19 protein-coding genes are annotated in these 20,770 nt (G+C 33.1%); all 19 read right to left on the bottom strand.

The features are described from left to right. Window position 1: 1 nt before the first annotated feature. The 19 genes from ACTT9X_RS00355 to ACTT9X_RS00265 all read right to left on the bottom strand — a co-directional run bounded on the left by ACTT9X_RS00355 (window position 2) and on the right by ACTT9X_RS00265 (window position 20,769). Entirely contained in the window at window positions 2-985 is a 984-nt protein-coding gene (locus tag ACTT9X_RS00355) for a TRAP transporter small permease subunit (RefSeq protein WP_440933721.1), read from the bottom strand. A gap of 71 nt (window positions 986-1,056) precedes the next feature. Next, window positions 1,057-2,190: a TRAP transporter substrate-binding protein gene (locus ACTT9X_RS00350; RefSeq protein ID WP_440925801.1), complete on the bottom strand. Its 1,134-nt coding sequence runs from the start codon at window positions 2,188-2,190 to the stop codon at window positions 1,057-1,059. A 128-nt stretch (window positions 2,191-2,318) separates the two neighbouring features. After that, on the bottom strand, window positions 2,319-2,495 hold the full coding sequence (locus ACTT9X_RS00345; protein ID WP_440933720.1) for a hypothetical protein: 177 nt from the start codon (window positions 2,493-2,495) through the stop codon (window positions 2,319-2,321). After that, window positions 2,488-3,825 carry an amidase gene (locus ACTT9X_RS00340; RefSeq protein ID WP_440933719.1) on the bottom strand — a complete coding sequence of 446 codons (1,338 nt, stop codon included), beginning with the start codon at window positions 3,823-3,825 and terminating at the stop codon, window positions 2,488-2,490. The genes ACTT9X_RS00345 and ACTT9X_RS00340 overlap by 8 nt, the downstream gene beginning before the upstream one ends. Window positions 3,826-3,829: 4 nt before the next feature. Beyond that, entirely contained in the window at window positions 3,830-5,191 is a 1,362-nt protein-coding gene (locus ACTT9X_RS00335; RefSeq protein WP_440928440.1) for a TRAP transporter large permease, read from the bottom strand. After that, window positions 5,181-5,765: a TRAP transporter small permease subunit gene (locus ACTT9X_RS00330; protein ID WP_440925805.1), complete on the bottom strand. Its 585-nt coding sequence runs from the start codon at window positions 5,763-5,765 to the stop codon at window positions 5,181-5,183. The genes ACTT9X_RS00335 and ACTT9X_RS00330 overlap by 11 nt, the downstream gene beginning before the upstream one ends. Before the next feature lie 89 nt (window positions 5,766-5,854). Next, window positions 5,855-7,012: a TRAP transporter substrate-binding protein gene (locus tag ACTT9X_RS00325; protein WP_440925806.1), complete on the bottom strand. Its 1,158-nt coding sequence runs from the start codon at window positions 7,010-7,012 to the stop codon at window positions 5,855-5,857. A gap of 132 nt (window positions 7,013-7,144) precedes the next feature. Then, complete coding sequence (locus ACTT9X_RS00320) at window positions 7,145-8,218, bottom strand: ABC transporter ATP-binding protein (RefSeq protein WP_440933718.1); 1,074 nt, start codon at window positions 8,216-8,218, stop codon at window positions 7,145-7,147. Next, window positions 8,211-9,290: an ABC transporter ATP-binding protein gene (locus ACTT9X_RS00315; RefSeq protein ID WP_440933717.1), complete on the bottom strand. Its 1,080-nt coding sequence runs from the start codon at window positions 9,288-9,290 to the stop codon at window positions 8,211-8,213. The genes ACTT9X_RS00320 and ACTT9X_RS00315 overlap by 8 nt, the downstream gene beginning before the upstream one ends. Then, window positions 9,290-10,138, bottom strand: coding sequence for a carbohydrate ABC transporter permease (locus ACTT9X_RS00310; protein WP_440925809.1), 849 nt, complete (start codon window positions 10,136-10,138; stop codon window positions 9,290-9,292). The genes ACTT9X_RS00315 and ACTT9X_RS00310 overlap by 1 nt, the downstream gene beginning before the upstream one ends. Further along, entirely contained in the window at window positions 10,138-11,004 is an 867-nt protein-coding gene (locus ACTT9X_RS00305) for a carbohydrate ABC transporter permease (RefSeq protein WP_440933716.1), read from the bottom strand. The genes ACTT9X_RS00310 and ACTT9X_RS00305 overlap by 1 nt, the downstream gene beginning before the upstream one ends. 59 nt (window positions 11,005-11,063) lie before the next feature. Next, window positions 11,064-12,599 carry an ABC transporter substrate-binding protein gene (locus ACTT9X_RS00300; RefSeq protein ID WP_440933715.1) on the bottom strand — a complete coding sequence of 512 codons (1,536 nt, stop codon included), beginning with the start codon at window positions 12,597-12,599 and terminating at the stop codon, window positions 11,064-11,066. Window positions 12,600-12,622: 23 nt separating this feature from the next. Further along, window positions 12,623-13,684 carry an NAD(P)-dependent alcohol dehydrogenase gene (locus ACTT9X_RS00295; protein WP_440932937.1) on the bottom strand — a complete coding sequence of 354 codons (1,062 nt, stop codon included), beginning with the start codon at window positions 13,682-13,684 and terminating at the stop codon, window positions 12,623-12,625. Window positions 13,685-13,900: 216 nt separating this feature from the next. Then, complete coding sequence (gene mmsB / locus ACTT9X_RS00290; protein ID WP_440933714.1) at window positions 13,901-14,815, bottom strand: 3-hydroxyisobutyrate dehydrogenase; 915 nt, start codon at window positions 14,813-14,815, stop codon at window positions 13,901-13,903. After that, on the bottom strand, window positions 14,816-15,769 hold the full coding sequence (locus ACTT9X_RS00285; RefSeq protein ID WP_440933713.1) for a 2-hydroxyacid dehydrogenase: 954 nt from the start codon (window positions 15,767-15,769) through the stop codon (window positions 14,816-14,818). An 8-nt stretch (window positions 15,770-15,777) separates the two neighbouring features. Further along, a complete protein-coding gene (locus ACTT9X_RS00280; RefSeq protein ID WP_440933712.1) occupies window positions 15,778-17,151 on the bottom strand; it encodes an FAD-binding oxidoreductase in 1,374 nt (457 codons plus the stop codon). A 38-nt stretch (window positions 17,152-17,189) separates the two neighbouring features. Further along, on the bottom strand, window positions 17,190-18,356 hold the full coding sequence (locus ACTT9X_RS00275) for a pyridoxal phosphate-dependent aminotransferase (protein WP_440933711.1): 1,167 nt from the start codon (window positions 18,354-18,356) through the stop codon (window positions 17,190-17,192). Window positions 18,357-18,460: 104 nt separating this feature from the next. After that, window positions 18,461-19,612, bottom strand: a complete 1,152-nt coding sequence (locus ACTT9X_RS00270; RefSeq protein ID WP_440933710.1) for an alpha-hydroxy acid oxidase — start codon at window positions 19,610-19,612, stop codon at window positions 18,461-18,463. 5 nt (window positions 19,613-19,617) lie between these two features. Further along, window positions 19,618-20,769 (bottom strand): alpha-hydroxy acid oxidase, encoded by a 1,152-nt coding sequence (locus ACTT9X_RS00265; protein ID WP_440933709.1) that lies wholly within the window; start codon window positions 20,767-20,769, stop codon window positions 19,618-19,620. Between the last annotated feature and the right edge of the window lies 1 nt (window position 20,770).

Here is a 20,770-nt window from a genome sequence, read left to right as displayed (position 1 = left end):
TTTAATTCTTTAAAAGTTTATGACTACTGCTCATAAAGTAACTTGTGAATTGAGTTAACATACTTACTGCAAATACGGCTAAGTAAACTGCCATTAAATAAAGTAAATATAATCCATTCGAACCTTGCTGGGTAATTTCAAATGAAATTACTGGACCATTAATAATACTAGCTTTACCACCCATACCCAAAAATATAACTATCAAACATAAAGGAATGCCTAAAACGAGAGATCCAATTGCATTCGTCCATGCCTTCTTTCTCTCACTAAAATTAGCATACAAAACATCAACTCTTACATGACCTTCGTGAATTAATGCATATGCACTTGCAAAAAGATAAAGTGCAGCATACCAAAAACGAACAAGATCTCCTTGAAAAGCTTGTTCATATTGGAATATAAATCTTGATACGACTATCAAGAATTCACTTCCAACTACTAAAACTGCTAACCAAATAAATCCTACAGATTTTGTGAAATAACCAATTACAAAAGAGGCTAATATTAAAGGAAAGTGAATATATGTAATTCTGAAAGCAGGTATTACTAAATTAATTTTAACTTGTTCCCCAAAAATTGGCTCAACCAATTTTTCTACAACCATAAATGAAATTAAAAAATCTGCTACTCCAACAATTAGCACTGCCCAGAATGAAGATCTAATGATATATGCTGTTATTTTTTTTAGTATCTCTGAGTCTGTTTGTAATGTTTGTTTTAAAGATTTTAAAACAAACATTATAACTCCTGTAAAAGATAAAAAATAAAATAATAATTGAATATACGACAGACTCATCGCAAGTCCCTCTAAAGGTTCATTTAATTTTTTAAATCCAAATATTTCATAATGAGAAAAAAGTTTTTTAACTCCTGGCCAATCAAACCAAACTGTTAAAACATTATTTATTAAAAAAATTAATGTTAATGTTAAGACAGAATAACTAAATATTCTTATTAAAATAGATAAGTTTTTTTTCTCAATCATATGACAAAACTTTTAATGATATGTAAAAAGAGGGCCCATTTAAGGGCCCTCTAGTATTAATTAGAATTAAATTATACTCCTAGTGCTCTATTTCTTTGAGAAATATACGGTGAATCAGACAAGTTTGTCCAAGCACCAATTTCTTTTCGTCCTTTAACAAAAGCAGCATGTACTTTCTGAGCAAGGGCACTATGTTGCTGAACTTCGTCAAAAACCTCAGCAGCACCTTTAGCAAAAGCGTCATAAACTTTATCGTTAAACTTCTCAAGTTTAACTCCATTTTCGTTTACTAAACGATCTAATGCTGCTCCATTTTTTGCATTATATTCTGCCATAGTAGTTGTATCAGCCCAATCACAAGCAGTTTTTATAATCAACTGATCTGACTTAGTTAGACTTGTGAACCAAGATTTATTTACACCACAACATAGGGTTGATCCTGGTTCGTGCATACCTGGATAATAATAATACTTGGCTGCTTCATAAAACTTGAAAGCCTCATCATTCCAAGGTCCTACCCATTCGGTAGCATCAATTGCACCAGACACAAGGTTTTCATAAATTTGTCCACCTGGAAGTGAAATTGGAGAACCACCAAGTTTTCCAAGTACTTGTCCACCTAAACCAGGCATACGCATTTTTAAACCTTTAATATCATTAGCTGATCTAATTTTTTTGTTAAACCAACCACCCATTTGCACTCCGGTGTTACCAGCAGCAAAACTTTGTGTTCCGAAATCATCAGTCAATTCATCCCACAGCTCTTGTCCACCAGCAAATTTTAACCACGCATTCATTTCAGCATATGTGAAACCAAATGGAACGGCAGTAAAATATCCAAATGCAGGGTGTTTTTTAACCCAGTAGTAATCAGCACCGTGGTACATTTGAGAATTTCCTGAAGCAACTTCATCAAACGAGTCAAATGCTTTTACCCTTTCATTAGCAGCATAATAAGTAACTTGAATTCTACCATCACTCATATCACTCAATCTTTGAGCAAGTCTTTGTGCACCAGTTCCAAGGCCTGGAAAATCTCTTGGCCAAGTTGCTACCATAGAAGCTTCTATTCTCTCTTTGGCAACAGCTGGAGCAGATAAAGATGATGCTGCAACAGCAGCAACACCAGTTGCAGCTGCAGTTTTAAAGAACTTTCTTCTTGAAGGTGATCTAGAAACCTTCAATGATTTTTTTTCTTTAATCATTAGTATCTCCTCTTCTTTGTTAATTAACTTTATAGATTAAATTACAATTGGACGTTTAAGTCTAGACTAAAATTCCTATTAAAGAATATAATACAATCAGAGGTAGTAAATTTAGAAATTATTAAAATTTATTTTTTGTCAAAAAAGGCTTCATATAACATCATCGATATCGCAAGTATCATCAAAATATAAACTGGTAATACATCAAAGAAACCTATCATCATAGATCTAGTAAGCGTTGTTGCTAAACCTATAAGAAAAAAGATTGCAAAAGAAAGTCCTATTAGTGTTACAAGTTTATTCATTAAATTTCTCACTTTCCTTTTCAAGCCAACTGGAAACTCCTAAGAAACGATTATCGTCATATTTCTCTCCAATAACTTGAATGCCTAATGGTAAATTATTTTCGCCTTGAAGTAAAGGAAGTGAGATACAAGGCGTTCCTAGGTAAGACCAAACTTTATTGAAATCAGCTGATCCAGTGCTTTTAAGACCCTTAAGAGCAACACCTGGGCTGGATGGCGATAAAACCCCGTGATAGTCCTCAAATACTTCTTTATAAGAATCATAGCTTCTTTTCATAAAATCTATTGCTTCAGCATATTCTCTTGCAGAATGTTTTCTTCCATTTGAAATTGCAGTTTGCATAATTTTTGAAAGTTTTGATTTATAATTTTTGTAATAATCACTAAAATTATTAGCTAGATCAGTTTCATAAATTATTTGATGATATTTGTGGATATCTTTAAAATAAGATGGAGTATCATGAACTTCAATATTTTTTTTAAATGACTTTATAAAATATTCAAAAGCTTCCTTAGATTTTTTGTCAATTGCTTTCCAAAATTCGGTTTTATAAAATATGAACTTGGGTTCATATAAAGGACCTTTTTTTACAGCGTCGACCATATTATTTGAAGAATAATAAACAGTGGCAGGGTCATGGGAGTCTTTTTTAATTAACTCTTTTACTAAATAAGCTATGTCCTCAACTGTTTTTCCAAAAACTCCTAAATGGTCAAGTTTTTCGGAAGTCTTTAATACTCCATTTCTAGAAATCAAACCAAATGAAGGTTTGTATCCAACAACACCGCAATAAGATGCTGGTCTAATTATTGAGCCACCAGTTTGTGATCCTATTGAAAGTGGAGCCATATAAGATGCGATAACTGCAGCAGAACCACTTGATGATCCTCCTGGTGTTCGTGAATAATCGTGTGGGTTTTTTGTTTTGGAGGGATTTAAATATGCTAATTCAGTAGTAACAGTTTTACCCATCACAATAGCTCCTGAAGAAGTTAATAAATCAACTATTTCTGCATTCTGTGAATAAGATTTGCCTTTTCTTATCGGTGTACCACATTCAGTTGGCATATCTAAAGTACCAACAATATCTTTAACAGCTACAGGAATACCATGTAGTGGACCAATGGGTTTTCCAGATTTTTTGTAAGCATCTGACTCTTTGGCTTTTTCCAATAGCAATTCTTTGTCAAAAAAAGCCCAAGCATTTACATCTTTTTCAAACTTATTAATTCTCTCAATATATGCTTCACATATTTCGACAGAAGTAATTTGAGAATTTGAAATTTTATTTATTAATTCTTGAACAGAAAAATTTACAATTTCATTCATCAAGTTAGTTAGCAAATAATTGATCAGGTAACCACAAAGCTATACCTGGAAATAAATACATTAAAACCATTCCAAAAATAACAATCGCTAAGAATGGCATGATGCCTTTAAATACCTCAATTAATTCAACATTTTTAGATTGTACACCTTTTAAGTAATAAGCCGACATGGCCATGGGGGGAGTTAAAAATGATGTTTGTAAATTTAAAGCAATTAGCATTGCAAAAAAATAAGGGTTAACTCCAAAAAATTCTACTAAAGGTAAAAATATTGGAACAAATATAATTAATATTTCTGTCCACTCTAATGGCCAGCCTAATAAGAAAATTATAATTTGTGTAATGACTAAAAATTGCCAAGGTTGTATATCCATTGATTTAAAAAAATGCTCAAATACTTCATGTCCTCCTAAATATGAAAATACTGACGCAAACGTCCAAGATCCAATAAACAACCACATAATCATTGCGGTAGTTTTTGCAGTAAGAAATACTGACTCTTTAAAATTTTTCCATTTTAGAGATTTATAAAAGAAAGATAAAACTAACGCTCCAAAAGCTCCAACACCTGCAGCTTCTGCTGGGGTAGCTAAGCCAGCAAGAATGCTTCCTAATACCAAAATAATTAATGAAAATAATGGTAAGAATGAAACCAAAACTTCTTTTAAAATTACTGATCTTGGTGGAATTTCTTCTTTAGGAGGCTTAGGTGCAACTGATGGATTAAAATAAGCCAAAATAATTGCATATAAAATATATAAACCTGCTAACATCAAACCAGGAAATATTGCTGCTGCAAATAATCTTAATGGAGATAACTGAGCTATTACTGCATAAACAATAAGCATAATGCTAGGAGGAATTAAAATTCCTAAACATCCTCCAGCACATATTACTCCTGATGCAAATTTTTTATCATAACCAGCTTTGACCATTGCAGGCCAAGCAAGCAAACCCATTAAAGTCACAACTGCTCCAATTATACCCGTTGCTGTAGAAAATAAAGTGCAAGTAACTAGGGCAGCAACTGCCATTGATGCTGGAAGAGAATGAGATGCAAGTCTTATGGCATAAAATAATCTTGCAACTATACCTGCTCTTTCAACTAAATATCCCATAAATAAAAACAAAGGTACGGCGGTGAGGACATGGTTATCCATCACAGAATAGGTATTTGAAACAAATAAATTAAATATCCTATTGTCTAATAGATGATCCATTCTTGATGGATCAAAATATGCGTAATACCCAAATCCTAAACCCATTGCCATTAAAGTAAATGCAATAGGAAATCCGAGTAATACAGCAAACAGAAATATCACCATCATTAAAATAGCAATTTCTGGATTTGTTAAACTAAACAACATCTATTTTTTCTTCCTCTTTAGATTTTCTCATTAAAATTTTTTCAGTTTCTTCAGCACCAGCATCTCTCTCTGGCCAATGTCCTGTTCTAATACAAATAATTGCTCTAAATACTTCACTAATTCCTTGGAGTGTAAGAAGTATGCCTGATAAAGGTATTAATGATTTTGCCATATAAATTTGAATTTGTGCTGGACTATTCCAACTTGTTTCTTTCACCATCCATGCTTTAGCTGCATATTCATATCCATAAAATGCAAGTGCAATCACCCCTGGAAAAAAGAAGATGAAATATAATATTAAATCAATCCATCCTTGAACTTTAGTTGGGAACAATCTGTAAATAACATCTCCTCTAACGTGAGCTTCTGTTGCTAAAGTGTAAGCTCCAGCCATCATAAATATCGCTCCGTACATTTGTAAACTGAAATCAAAATTCCATAAAGTAGGAGCATTAAATGCGTAAGCCATGATAACCTCATAACATGTTCCTCCCATCAAAATTACTATGCACCATGAGAAGGCTTTACCCATTGAGGTACTAAGAGTATCTGCAAATTTTATATAAGAGTACATATTTAACTAACTTATCTTAATTTTCTTAATTAATTCAATTAAAAAAAAGGGGGCTAAAAAGCCCCCTTAATTTTTTATATATTTGAACCTTAGATTTTAACTTTCGCTAACGGACCAAACTCATTTTCATAAGCAAGTCTGTAGTTAGGCTGATTCATTAGTAAGTATTTCATTACTCTTTTCGCGTAAGCTTTTTGTGAATCAACAATCTTCTTAAAGAATGGATCTTTAGAAGAGAAATCACCTACAACTTTATCCCAACCTTTTAACTGCTCTGCTAAAATTGCATCTGAAGTTTGGTAAACGTTTACTTTATGCTCATTCATCAATTTAGATAAATCAGCTGAGTATCTTACCAAAGCTTTAAAGTAGTTAGCGGTATTTGCTGCATACGAAGCATTTTTTAATATTGCTTGGTTTGCAGGAGATAAGCTATTAAATGTTTTTTTGTTAATAGGTATTTCAAACATCTCTTGTGATTGGTGAAAAGATCCTAAGTGATAATGCTTAGAAACATCTTGCATACCAAACTGAGAGTCTGAAGTTGGGTTGTTAAACTCAGCAGCTTCAATCAAACCAGTTTTCATTGCTGGCTGAATTTCACCACCTGGTAATTGTCTAACTACCATACCCATTGCAGTAAGAACGTTAGTTGCAAGACCAACTGTTCTATACTTCATACCTTTAACGTCACTTACTTTAGTTACGTTCTTTTTGAACCAACCAAAAGGTTGGGCTGGCATAGGCATCGCAAAAACACCAACATAGTCATATCCAACTTTTGCTAATGTTTCTTCATACAATGCTCTTCCACCACCTTCTTCCATCCAAGCCATTACTTCTTGAGATGATAGACCGTAAGATGGGCCAGTTCCGAAAAGAGACGCGGCAGGATTTTTTCCATACCAATACGCAGTAACCCAGTGTCCCATATCAAGAACACCGTCACTTACAGCTTGTCCAATTTCTCCGGTTTTTACAACTGCTCCAACAGGTTGAAGATCAATTTTTAAACTTCCACCTGACATGTCTCCCACCATTTTGGCATAGTCTCCGGCCATTTCAAAAAAGATGTTAGCACCTGATGGCCATGCTGCTTGCATCTTTAATGTTTGCGGAGCACCAAAAGCAACATTCGGCATTGCTACAGCTGTTGCTGCTGCTGCACCAGTTGCTGCTGCGGCTTTGAAGAACTTTCTTCTTGAAGGAGTTTTAGAACCCTTCAATGATTTTTTATTTTTAATCATTTCTTCTCCTCTAGTTAATTAACTGTCGAGAAGTAAAACATAGTTTTATATTAGAGTCTTTCTAAAAAGAGGCACAGATTGTCACTATTTAAAGCTAATTATATTTTTTTACAATCCTGGGTAGAAATTTACTTAGATCAATTTATTATTTTGATATACACAACATTTTTCGGGAGGAAAGTGTAATTTTACCTTATCGCTAGCAATTTCAATTTCTCTATTGATTTTTGACTTTATTGTTAGTTGACCCATTTTTGTGGTTAATAGTTTGAAGTTTCCAAAGTCTTCTATTTTTTGAATATTAACTTCCACCAAATTCTCAGTTTCATCTTTTGCAACTTTTACAAATTCTGATCTAATACCTAATTTTAAATTATTATTTTTCAATTTTGATAAATTTGTATTTGTTTTTATTGTCGTGTCATTAATTTTTACACTATTCTCTGTGTGTAATTGGCTTTCAAATAAGTTCATTGCAGGAGAACCAATAAAATAGCCAACAAAAGTAGTTTTAGGTCTCTCAAATAAATCTTTGGGAAGCCCAACCTGAACTATTTCACCTTGGTCCATTACAATAATGTTATCAGCAAATGTCATTGCCTCATTTTGATCATGAGTAACATAAACCAATGTTGTTTTATATTCTTCATTAATTTCTTTTAAATTTCTTCTCAATCTAAATTTTAAGTCTGGATCAATTACTGTTAATGGTTCATCCATTAATACAGCAGCTACATCTTCCCTTACTAATCCTCTTCCTAAGGAAATGAGTTGTTTTTGATCTGCTGTGAGTTTCCTTGCGGGCATGTTGAGAAATGAAGAAAGATTTAATGTTTCAGATACAGATCGAACTCTCTCTTCAATTTTATTCTTTTCAAAATCTCTACATTTTAATGGGAACGCTAAATTATCATATACCGACATTGTGTTATAAATTACTGGAAACTGAAATACTTGCGAAATATTTCTATTTTCAGTTTTTTGGCTAGTTACATCTTCATTATCAAACAATATCGTGCCTTGAGTAGGCTTTATTAAGCCTGATACAATATTTAACATAGTTGTTTTCCCACAACCAGATGGTCCAAGTATTGCGTAACGTTTACCATTTTCCCATGTCATCGAAAATGTATTTAAAGCATAAGTAGGTTCTAAATCTTTTGGATTATAAGTATGTGAGATATTTGATAGATCTATTTTAGCCATTCTTAATCCTGAATGGTGATGAGATTAATTTTCCATCTTCTGCAAAAACAGAAAATTTATCAGAATTGAACACAACTTTTACTTTTTCATGAATTTTAAAATTCATAACTTCTTCAATCAATGCAATAACTTTTGTACTTCCTCTTTTTAAATGTAATAATGTTTCTGACCCACTAATTTCTGCTAATTCTATTTCAAATTCCTCACCGCCATCACTAAGCTTAATTTCTGAGGATCTAATTCCAAAATTATAATTTTTGTTTTCTAATTTAGATAAATGTTTTGGTAGTTTGATGTTGATATTTTCGAATGTAATTTTACCATCAATTTTTAAGCCATTTATAATATTCATTGGAGGATCATTTGAAATTTCAGCAACTTTGAGGTTAATAGGATTTTCAAAAATATCTTTAGCTGGACCTGATTGTAAAACTTTACCCTCATCAAGTACAATTACCTCTCCATTTAATTCCATAACTTCTTGTGGGTCAGTTGTTGAGTAAATTAAAATAGTCTCATTAGCCAACCCCTCATTAAATATGGTTTTAAATTCCTCTCTAAGTTGTTCACGAAGTTTATAATCAAGGTTAACAAGGGGTTCATCTAATAATAAAATTTTTGCTTTTTTCGCGAGTGATCTTGCTAGTGCTACCCTTTGTTGCTGTCCTCCAGACAATTCTTGGATTTTTCTATTTTCAAAACCCACTAAACCAACCGTTTTTAGAGCATCGTCAACGTTCTTTTTTATATTTTCCTCATTTAATTTTCTTTGTTTTAGTGGAAATGAAATATTTTCATAAACCCTCAAATGAGGGTAATTGATAAATTGTTGATAAACCATAGCAACATTTCTTTCCCATACTGGGACTTTGCTAAAATTTTTATCTTCAAAATTTATATTTCCACTATCTGGATTTAATAAACCAGCTATTGTCTTTAATAAAGTTGTTTTGCCAGACAATGTACGTCCAAGAATAGTATAAAGTCTTCCTTTTTCAAAATTAAAAGAAACATCATTAAGATGATACTGATCATCAGGTTTGTAAGTTAAATGTTTTGCAACCAGGTTCATTATTTTAAGGCTCCTGATAAATTTCCTTTAGACAAATATCTTTCAACCACAAAAGCGACTATTATAAGTGGAGCCACAGATATTAAGGCAGATGCGGATAGACTCCACCAAGGCGTAATAGAAGAATTTAAAGCTACCACTTTAACTGGTAATAATTGCACTTCAGTAAAAGTTAAAATAAAAGCAAAAAAGAAGTCAATCCAACCAAATATTATACAAAACATACCAGCAACAATTAATCCTGGGATGGAGTTTGGTAAAACTACTTTATAAAAGGCTTGATAGGGATTACATCCATCAATAAGTGCAGTTTCATCTAACTCTTTTGGAACTCGGTTAAAAAAATCTACCATAATCCAAACTGCAATAGGCATTAAAAGAACTATGTAAACTACCACTAGTCCTATCAAACTATCTAATAATCCTATTGTGCTTAGAAATATAAAGAAGGGAATTGATAAAACAATGGGCGGCATTATTCTTTGTGATATAAAGAAGAAAGTAATATCGTTATTTCTGACAAAACCAGCTTTAAAAGTAAATCTTGATAGAGCATAAGCTGCCAAAGTTCCTAAAACTATACTTATTAAACTTGCTGTACAGGTTACAAAAAGACTATTAAAGTATGGTTCAACAATATCGACACCACCTCTTGCAGGTGATTTAACTAATACACGCCATCCCTCAAGTGTTGGTTCAAAATCTAACCAGGGAATGTAAGTAACCTTACTATTCACTGACTGAAAATCTTTAAAAGAAGTAGAGATGGCCCACAGAAAAGGAGCTACAATAAAAACCGTCCAGAGAATAATAAAAGTGTATTTTAAAAATTTGTATAATTTTTCCATTATTCTTTAATCATTAATTTTGTTAAAACCTTTGCAATGATCGTTAAACTTATGATCATTATTACTAAATACGTAAAAGAAAGGGTTGCAGCATAACCCATTTGGAACTCCCTTAAGCCTTTAATATAAATATAAAAACTTGAAGTTTCTGTTGCTGTACCCGGTCCTCCAGAAGTTAATACAAAAACTGTATCCATTATCTTTGAGGCCTCAATTAATCTAATAATAATTGCCCCAATTGAGATTGGTGCCATTAGTGGAAAAGTAACATATACAAACTTTCTAAAAGAACTTGCACCATCTATTGCTGCGGCTAAAAAAGGTTCTTTGGGCAGAGATAATAAACCTGCAAGTAACAACAAAAACATAAACGGTGTCCATTGCCATACCTCAACAATAATTACAGTAAATTTAGCAATAACTGGGTCACTAAGCCATAATATAGGCTCTACTCCTAAGTTTCCCAAAAGATCATTCACAGGACCTAGAGACTCGTGAAAAAAAGTTCTCCAAATTACTGTCATAATGACAGGCGTAGTCATCATAGGAATTAAAAAAATAACTCTAAAAAATCTTTTAAATTTAATTTCTCTCCAAACTATAAGCGCTAATGCGAAACCAATAATGTATTGAAGAATAACAGTAGTAACTGATAAAAAACTTAGTCTGAAGAAAGACTCCCAAAATCTTGGGTCATCAGTAAAAAGTCTTATATAATTTGTAATTCCTATAAAATTCATTTCAGGCGTATAACTATTCCAACCTGATAAACTTAATCTGATAGTAAAAATAATTGGAAAAATAAGTATTCCTATAAGCACAAATAAACCAGGAAATAAAAAAATATATTTGTGCTTAAAATTCATAATTGTAATTTTTGGAATTTGTTAGTTGTGGCCGTCGTTAAGACGGCCACAAGATATTTTTAAAGCTTGTTATCTTCCATTGCTACACCAACAGAGTAAGCTGCTCTTACGTTATCTTTTCCTACTCTATTAAGTATGTCTTCCCACTGCTTAGCAGCCTCATCTAAAGCAGCTTGTGGTGATAACTGTCCAGCTAAAGCTTTTGCTGCAGCTGTAGCTAATGCAGCATTAAACTCAAATGTACCTGGAACTCTCAAAGGGAAAACTCTATTTTTACTTTCCTCCATTTGAGCTAAGGTATCAACATATGATTGAGCAATATCTTTATCCCAACCAATTTGAGTCCAAACATCCGCTTTAAAGTCATCATTTCTAAATGGGTTAACTCCGAAACGACCAATACCTATGTCGGCTTGGTGATTTGCTTCGTTTGCAAAGAAACATAAGTAATCAAAAGCCATTTCTTTTTCTTTACTTTTCTTAGCAACGCCAACTGCCCATCCCCACACGAAGAAAGGAGCTTGGTTAAATCCTTCATCCCAAGAGTTAGTTGTTCTATTCCAAACTTTCATTGCGCCTGGTAATTGAGCGGCACCAACCTTATTGTTAATTGGGCTATCAGGTTGCATAGCAGCAACAAATGCATCATCCCATGAAAAACTAAACAAAGTTTGTCCTCCACCAAATGATCCAATTTCATCACCTAGACCAAAGTTTATTCCTCCTGGAGGAACATATTTAGTAGCTGCAACCCAGTCGGTTAAAGCTTCCACAAAACCTGGATTGTTAATTAATGGTTTCATAGTTTTTAAATCAAAGAAAAAACCACCTGGAGTTTTAGGATTTTTTGAATAAGCGGCAGATCTTGAATAAAAAGCTGCATACATCAAGTCATCTTTTTTCATAACCTCTGCAGATCCATATTCTTTCTCGCCATCACCATCCCAGTCCCAACCATTAAAGTATGCAGCCATTTCTCCATACTCTTTCCATGTTTGCGGGACTCTTAACTCTTTACCAGTATCAGCTTTGTATTTTTTTTGATACTTAGGATTGTCAATTACGTCTTTTCTGTATTTTAAATAGTGTCTGTCACCATCAACTGGAAACTGATACATAACACCATCCCAAGATGCTATACCAATGTGAGATGGAGTAACATCTTGCATTTGTTTCATCTCAACATATTTTTTTGGAACTGGTTCTAAGTATCTTTTCCAATCATTAATAAAGTTTGAAAATCCAAAAACTATATCATATGGAGCTTGACCTGCTTGAAACGGAACCATAGCTTTTGCATACAAATCACCAGCAGGTGTATGTGTTACATCAACTTTTGCTCCCGTAAGTTTAGCAAATTGCTCAGCATGTAAAGCTGTTGGTTCTCCCATAACTGGAACAGCATGTGTATTTATTTTAAGTGTCTTACCTTTGTAATTTTTCTTAGACATAGACTCGTAAGAACACTCGCCTGGAATATCTCCAGTAGCCTTGATATGTGGAAACTGATCGCTCCACTTATCTGCATACGCGACTGGACTAAATACCAACAAAGCTGATATAAGAGCAGTTACGCAAGTTTTTATTGTCTTCATCTTCCTTTCCTCTCTTTTGTTATTTATGGAACTAACACTGCACGACCTTTGACTTTTCCATCATTTAGATCATGTAGCGCTTTGTTAGCATCGTCTAATTTATATTCTTGCATGGACAACTTAACCTTTCCTCTGTCAGCTAACTCCATTAATTCATATAATTCAGACCACGTTCCTACTAAATTTCCAATTATGTTTCTTTCAGATATAATTACATCAACAGCAAGTATTTTTATTTCCTCACCGTATCCAACTATGTAAAAGAAACCACCATTAGCGGTCATATTAAGACCCATTGATGTTGAACCTTTTTCTCCTACAAAATCTATAACTGCTTCTGCGCCAACACCTTTTGTTATTTCCTTAACTTTTTCAACCTCGTTTCCATCAATAATTACTCCATGATCTCCTCCGAGTTCCATAGCATGTTTTAATGCTTTTTCAGATTTTTCAACGATAATAATATCTGCTGCACACATTGCTTTTAAACATTGAATTGCGATATGACCTAAACCTCCAGCACCTATCACCACACAACTTTGACCGGGAAGTAAGTGTCTTGTCGCTTTTTTGACAACTCTATAAGCTGTTAAGCCTGCATCAGAAAAAGGAGCTACATCTTTTGGAGCTAAGACTTTTGGCAATTTAATCAAGTTTCTAACACTTGTTTTTAAAAGTTCTGAATATCCACCTTCTTTGATACTTAATCCAGGAAATGCACCTGCTGCTGCATGCATATCATTACCTCTTCTACAATCTAAACATGTTCCATCTGTTCCTGAAATTAAAGGGTGCAAAATTACTGGATCCCCTTTTTTAAATTCTGTTACATCTTTTCCGACATCTTCTATCCAGCCTGCATTTTCATGACCCATAACGCAAGGGAGTAATTTTCCATCCGGGTCTTGAATATGTTTCCACACACCTTCTATAATATGTAAATCAGTTCTACAAACACCTGCAGCTCCAATTTTAACAATCACATCGCTGGCTTTCTCTATTTTTGGATTTGGTAACTCTTCACCTGTGACCCAAACTTTTTCTTTCATCTCTGGGTCATACTTATGTAAAACCTGTGCTTTCATAGTTTACTCTCCCATTAAATTTAAAACATCATTAAAAAATTAATCGGATCAGGAGTCAATGCCACTTTTAAACTTTCAAATATTTAATAAATTCAACTCAAAGTAGAAGAGATCCATTTTAAAACTGTATTTTAAAGGTGCTAGAAACAATACTGCTGGCGCAATTTTTTCAACATCTGCGTATCTTTTAAGAGGAATGGCCTTCAATAAATTTAATTAATCAATTGGATAATCCCAAGCATTTCCACCTATAACTTTAGAAATAGCTGAAAAATCTTTAGTTTCGTTTCCTTCTTTACAAAATTGATCATAAATTTCTAAAGCCATTTTTCCTAATGGTGTTTCGGCATTTACGCTTTGAGCACAATCATTTGCAAGTTTAAGATCTTTATTCATCATACCTGCAGAAAAACCTGGTCGATAATTATTATTTGAGGGTGTACCGTCAATTAAACCAGGTAAAGGTGGATAAACAGAAATTGGCCAACTGTTACCTGATGCATTTTTCATAATTTCATGAACTTTTTTAATATCGATATTTAACCTTTTTGCCAACATTAACGACTCTGAAGCAGCAATCATTGCAATACCTAGAGCCATATTGTTACAAATTTTGGCACCATTCCCACTACCTAAATAACCTGCATGAAATATATTTTTCCCCATGATTTTTAACAATGGAAGTGCTTTTTCAAATGCTTCTTTTGATCCACCAACCATTATATTTAAAGTTGCTTTTTGAGCTCCCATTACTCCACCACTAACTGGAGCATCAATCATTTTTATTCCTAATTCTGAAGCCTTTTTTCCAATCTCAATAGAAGTTTGTATATCAATTGTTGAACAATCTATTAAAAGACAATCTTTTGAAACTTTATTTATTATTCCTTTTTCTCCTAAGTAAACTTCCCTAGAATGCTTACCTTCTGGAAGCATAGTTACAACTGTTTCAATATTATCTGTAATTAAATCATCTATATTTTCGATTGTTTCAAGATTTTTATCTCTTGCAATTTCCAGCATCTTTTTTGAAACATCAAAAACTTTTACAGATTTACCTGACTTCATTAAATTTTCAGCCATTGGGCAACCCATGTTGCCAACGCCAATAAACGCTATCGATTTAGACATTTAATTTACTTTATTCTTACAATTTCCAGTTTTGAAGAACTCATCAAGATTATCTATTGCTAAATTTGCCATAGCAGTACGAGTATCTTTAGTTGCGCTACCTAGGTGTGGAAGTATAAATGCACTTTTGTGATTTAAATAACCTGGATTTAAATTAGGTTCATTTTTATATACATCTAATCCTACTGCATAAACTTTTCTTCTTTCTAATGCATCTATCATAGCCTCGTCATCAACAATATCCCCCCTAGCAACGTTTGTAACAATCGCACCTTTAGGTAAAAATTCTATTGTCTCTTTATTAATCATATCAATCGTTTCTTTAGAAGCTGGACAACAAATCGACAAAACATCTGAAACTGACAATAAGCCTTTTAAAGTATCATGATACGTTGCACCTTGTTCTTTATCTTCGTTTAATTTTGATCGATTGTGATAATGAATAATCATTCCTAAAGACTTTGCAACTTTAGCAATTTTTTGACCAATTCTTCCCATTCCTAAAATACCTAACCTTGAGCCAGTCAATTGTTTACCAATAAGGTAATCAGCTGACCACTTCCATCCTCCTTGTCTTGCGCTTTCAATTCCTTCAGAGGCTCTTCTACAAGCTCCAAGTATTAGTAGAATTCCAATTTCTGCTGTCGCATCTGTTAAAACATCAGGTGTATTTGTAACAGCTATTTTTCTTTTTTTTGCTGCTTCTAAATCTATATTTCCGAATCCAACTGCAAAATTTGAAATTATTTTTACACTCTCAGGTAATTTATTAATTGTTTCAGCGTCCATTTTATCTGTTAAGGAGGTTAAAATTCCATCACATCCTTGACTCATTTCAACTACCTTGTTTTGAGAATACAGCTCATCATTGTCATTAAAATTTGCTTTAAAAATTTTTGATGCTTTTTCCTCACAAGATCTAAGTAATCTTCTAGTTATCAAAATTTTTTTCATGTTGAAGATTAGTTTAAATCAAAAATTTTTCCAGGATTCATTATGTTATTTGGATCCAATGTTTTTTTGATTGATTTCATTACTGGAATACTATCAGGATGTTGTTCTAGTAAATATTCTTTTTTGTGAAGCCCAACTCCGTGTTCACCGGTGATAGTACCTTCAAGTTCTAAAGCTTTTCTAATTAGGGTTCCGTTAAATGCTCTTAATTGTTTGTACATTTCTTTTTTTGCAGGATCGTAAGGTAATACTACATGGAAATTTCCATCTCCCATATGACCTACCATTGGAGCTCTAACTCCAAATTCTTGTGCTTTTTCCTCTGCAAATTTTACACATTCAGTAATCTTTGAAATTGGAACACATACATCTGTTGAATAAACTCTTCCATTATTGTTTAGAGCTTTAACAGAATAATATACATCCCATCTTGCTTGCCAAAGTTTATTTCTGTCTTCTAAGTCTTTAGCCCATTTAAATGAACTACCATTATTATCTTTTGATAGTTCTTCAACAATTTTGATATTTTCTTTGTTTGAAGACTCAGATCCATGAAATTCAAAAAATAAAGTTGGTACCGCCTCAATATCTTTTAATTTAGAGTAGTTAATAGAGATTCCCATCTGATCTGCATTAAGCATTTCAATTCTAGCAATTGGAACACCATATTGAATAACCTGTTGAGCAGTCATTACTGCATCTTCTAAAGAAGGGAAATGACACACCGCACTCATTATACTTTCTGGTATAGGTGATAATCTTAAGTGAACTTCGGTAATAATACCTAGGGTTCCTTCTGATCCGATAAATAGATTTGTTAAATTATATCCTGCTGAAGTTTTTTTAGTTCTTCCACCTGTATTAATAATATCACCATTAGGTAAAACTACAGTTAAACCTGAAATAACTGTTTTCATTGTACCATATTTAACAGCCATTGTTCCTGAAGCGGAGGTTGATGCCATACCACCTAAAGCAGCGTTTGCTCCTGGATCTATAGGGAAAAAAACTCCATCCTCTCTTAAATATTCATTCAATTGTTCTCTTGTCACGCATGCCTGTACTCTACAGTCAAAATCTTCAGCATTTACACTTAAAATTTTATTCATTTTTTCAAGACAAATAGTTATACCATTTTCATTTCCTACAACGTTGCCCTCTAAAGATGTACCTGTTCCATATGGTACTACTGGAACTTTATGCTCGTTACAAAGTTTTAGTATTTTTGAAACCTCTTCATTAGTTTCTGGAAAAACTACCGCTTTTGATAAAATTGGTTCGTAAGTATCCTCGCCTCTCGCGTAATTACCACGAGCGGACTCTGACGTTGAATATCTACTGTTTAATAGACTTTTTAATTCTGTTTCAACTTGTTGGTTCATAAGTCTTAATATTATTAAAAAAAATAAAAAAATACAGCTTATTTAGAAAGCATCTTACCTATATTTTCTAATGCTTGCTGTATATTATCTCTAGATGCAGCAAAGCTAAATCTTACGTAATCCTGACAAGTTTTACCAAATGCTGTGCCTGGGACAATAGCAACTCCAGCTTCATGCATAGCTTTTTTACAAAATTCAGAACCATTCATGCCTGTTCCTATTACTTTTGGAAATGCATAAAATGCTCCACCAGGTAAACTACACTCTATTCCAGGTAAATCATTTAACCCTTTATGTATTAAATTTCTTCTCAAAGTAAATTTATCCAGCATGTCTTTAATTGAATCATCTGGACCATCTAATGCTGCTATACCCGCAAATTGAGCAGCTGCATTCACGCAGGATACACTATTTATTAATAATTTATTTACATGTGGAATCATTTCTTTTGGCCAATAACTCCATCCTAATCTCCAACCAGTCATTGAGTAAGCTTTACTCCAACCCTCTAAAACTATTAACCTTTCTCTTAAAGCTTCATAATGAAAAAAAGATGGCATTTCTTTGTAATCAAAAATTTGTCTACTATAAATTTCATCACTTAAAATAGTAACATGTGGGTGTTTTTCTAATTCTTTAGCAAAGTAATCTATTACAGGTTTTTCAACAAAACTACCTGTTGGATTGTTTGGGTTAATTAAAATTAACAATCTAGTTTTATCAGTAATTAAAGATAATATTTTATCTGGGTCAAATTTAAGATCTTTATCTTCAGTAAGGTCATATGGAACAGGTGTAGAACCAGTATAATTGATCATTGACTCATAAATTGGAAATGCAGGTGTAGGATGGATTATTTCTGCTCCTGGTTCACCAAAACATTGGATGGCATAACTCATAGTTGGTTTTCCACCAGGCATTATTAAAATTCTCTCAGGATCAATATTAGTGTTATATTGTTTTTTGATCCATCTTGTAACAGCCTCTCTACATTCTGGTATTCCATTAGACATCACGTATCCATGATGTCCATCATCTAATGCTTTTTTCGCAGCTTCAACTACATGCTTAGGTGTTTTAAAGTCTGGTTGACCTAGTCCTAGATGAATCATAGGATGTCCTTTTGCCTCTAATGCTTTAGCCTCTGCTAAGACACTAAACGCTGACTCAGTTCCTAAATTTTCTAAATTTTTTGCAAGTATCATAATTTTAAAATCGAAAATTAAACGAAAAGTAGACTAATGTCTATTCAAGATTTTTAAATAACTTATTTTAGATTTGTTCAATAATCCTTACAATTACTTGTTGATTAATTACGGTAGATTATTTTTGACGCATCTAAATCTTTAATTTTTTTGCATCCCATTAAAATCATATTCCTTCTAATTTCTTTTTGCATGTTATCCAATAACCTTTCAACTCCTTTTTGTCCACCAGCACCTAAACTAAAAAGGAACGCTTTTCCAAAACTACATGCTGTTGCACCTGCGGCTAATGCTTTTAATACATGTGTTCCTCTTCTTACTCCACCATCTAATATTATTTCCAACTTATCACCTACAGCATCTGAAATTGCTTTTACTTGATCGAAAGGAGATCTAGATCCATCAAGCTGTCTTCCTCCATGGTTTGAAATCATTATTGCGGTACAACCAATATCAATTGCTTTCTTGGCATCTTCTACGGACATAACTCCTTTTAGTGCCATTGGTTTGTTCCATTTTTTTATACAATATTCAGCGTCTTTCCAATTCATCGCAGGATCATACTGCTCATTTATATAATCCATTACTGATTTAGCAATATTTGTACCTTTATCAGTTTTATTTTTTATATTCGCTAACTCAAATTTTTTATTTGTAAAATATTTAAAAACCCAACCTGGCCTCATAGCAAAACTTAATAAACTATCTAAAGTAAATTTTGGTGGTGTTGTAAATCCAGTTCTATGATCTCGTTCTCTATTACCTGCTACAAGTGTATCGACCGTGATACACATGCCATCAAAATTCGCCCTATCACATCTTTCAATTAAATCATCTGTAATTGATTTATCTTTATGAATATAAAGCTGAAAAAGTTTTGGACCACTTGAAATATTTGCTACTTCCTCAATTGAAAATGATGCCATAGTTGACATGCTATAAATAGTGTCAAACTTTTCCGCAGCCCTAGCAGATGCTTTATCACCTTCTGGATCATACAAACTTTGCATTGCTGTTGGTGATAAAAATAATGGCATGCTTATTTTTCTTCCAAACACTGTAGTCGATAAATCTGGCTCTCCAACACTGTTAAGAATACTTGGAACTAAATCACAATCATTAAACGCCTCAGTATTTCTATTCAGTGTAACCTCATCATCTGCACCACCATCAATGTAATGAAAGATAGGAGCTGGTAATTTTTTTTTTGCTAATTTTCTAAAGTCTTCAAAGTTATAACAATCATTTATGTTCATGATTACTATTTTCTAAATCTTAAATTACTTCTGTTTAAATCACTTATTTTAGTGCAGCCCATTAACTTCATATCTCTTACTAATTCAGATTTATACTTCTCTAAAGCTCTTTCAACACCTGCTTGTCCTGCTGCTGCTAAAGCATATAAATAAAGTCTACCACCAGAACATGCTTTTGCACCTAATGATAATGCTTTAAGCATATGAGTTCCTCTATGAATCCCCCCTTCACAGATTACATCCAGTTTATCACCAACAGCATCAACTATTTCAGCAAGTTGATCAAAAGGTGACCTTGATCCATCAAGTTGTCTTCCGCCATGGTTAGAAACCATTATTCCTGTACATCCAATATCTACTGCTCTTTTAGCATCTTCAACACTCATAACCCCTTTTAAGGCAAAATGACCTCCCCATTTAGAGCAAAGTTGTTCAGCATCTTTCCAGTTCATTGACTGATCCAGCATTGTAGAAAAATAATTTCCAATAGAGGAGTTTGTGCTCGTACCTTCTTTTACAAAATCTTGAAGATGAGGTAATTCAAACTTACCTTTTGTTAAATAATTTATTCCCCACATTGGCTTCGTTGCAAAACTAAATAAACTTGATAGTGTTAGTTTAGGTGGTGACGTAAACCCAGTTCTCAAATCTCTTTCTCTATTTCCTCCTGTAATCGTATCAACGGTTAAAGCCATGACATCAAACTTAGCTGCTTTTGCTCTCTCTAAGCATGAATCATTAAGTCCCCTATCTTTATGAAAATAAAACTGAAACATTTTTGGCGTATCAACAAGTGAAGAAATTTCTTCTACACTTACTGTTGCTAGTGCCGATACCCCAAACATGGTATTGAATTTCTTAGCTGCTTTCCCTACGGCTCTTTCACCATCATAATGAAATAATCTCTGTAAAGCGGTAGGTGATAAATAAAAAGGTAAATCTAGTTTTTTTCCAAATATTGTTGTTGATAAATCAACATTCTCAACACCTCTTAAAACATTTGGAACTAAATCAACATCGTCAAATGCACTTGTATTTCTTGCATATGTAACCTCATCATCTGCTGCACCGTCAATGTAATGAAATATTGGTGATGGCAATTTTTTTTTAGCAAGTTTTCTAAAATCACTAAAATTATGACAATCCTTTAAATTCATA

Origin of the sequence: Candidatus Pelagibacter sp., assembly GCF_052049855.1 — a bacterium.
GTDB lineage: Bacteria > Pseudomonadota > Alphaproteobacteria > Pelagibacterales > Pelagibacteraceae > Pelagibacter.
This window is presented reverse-complemented; position numbering and strand designations above follow the sequence as displayed.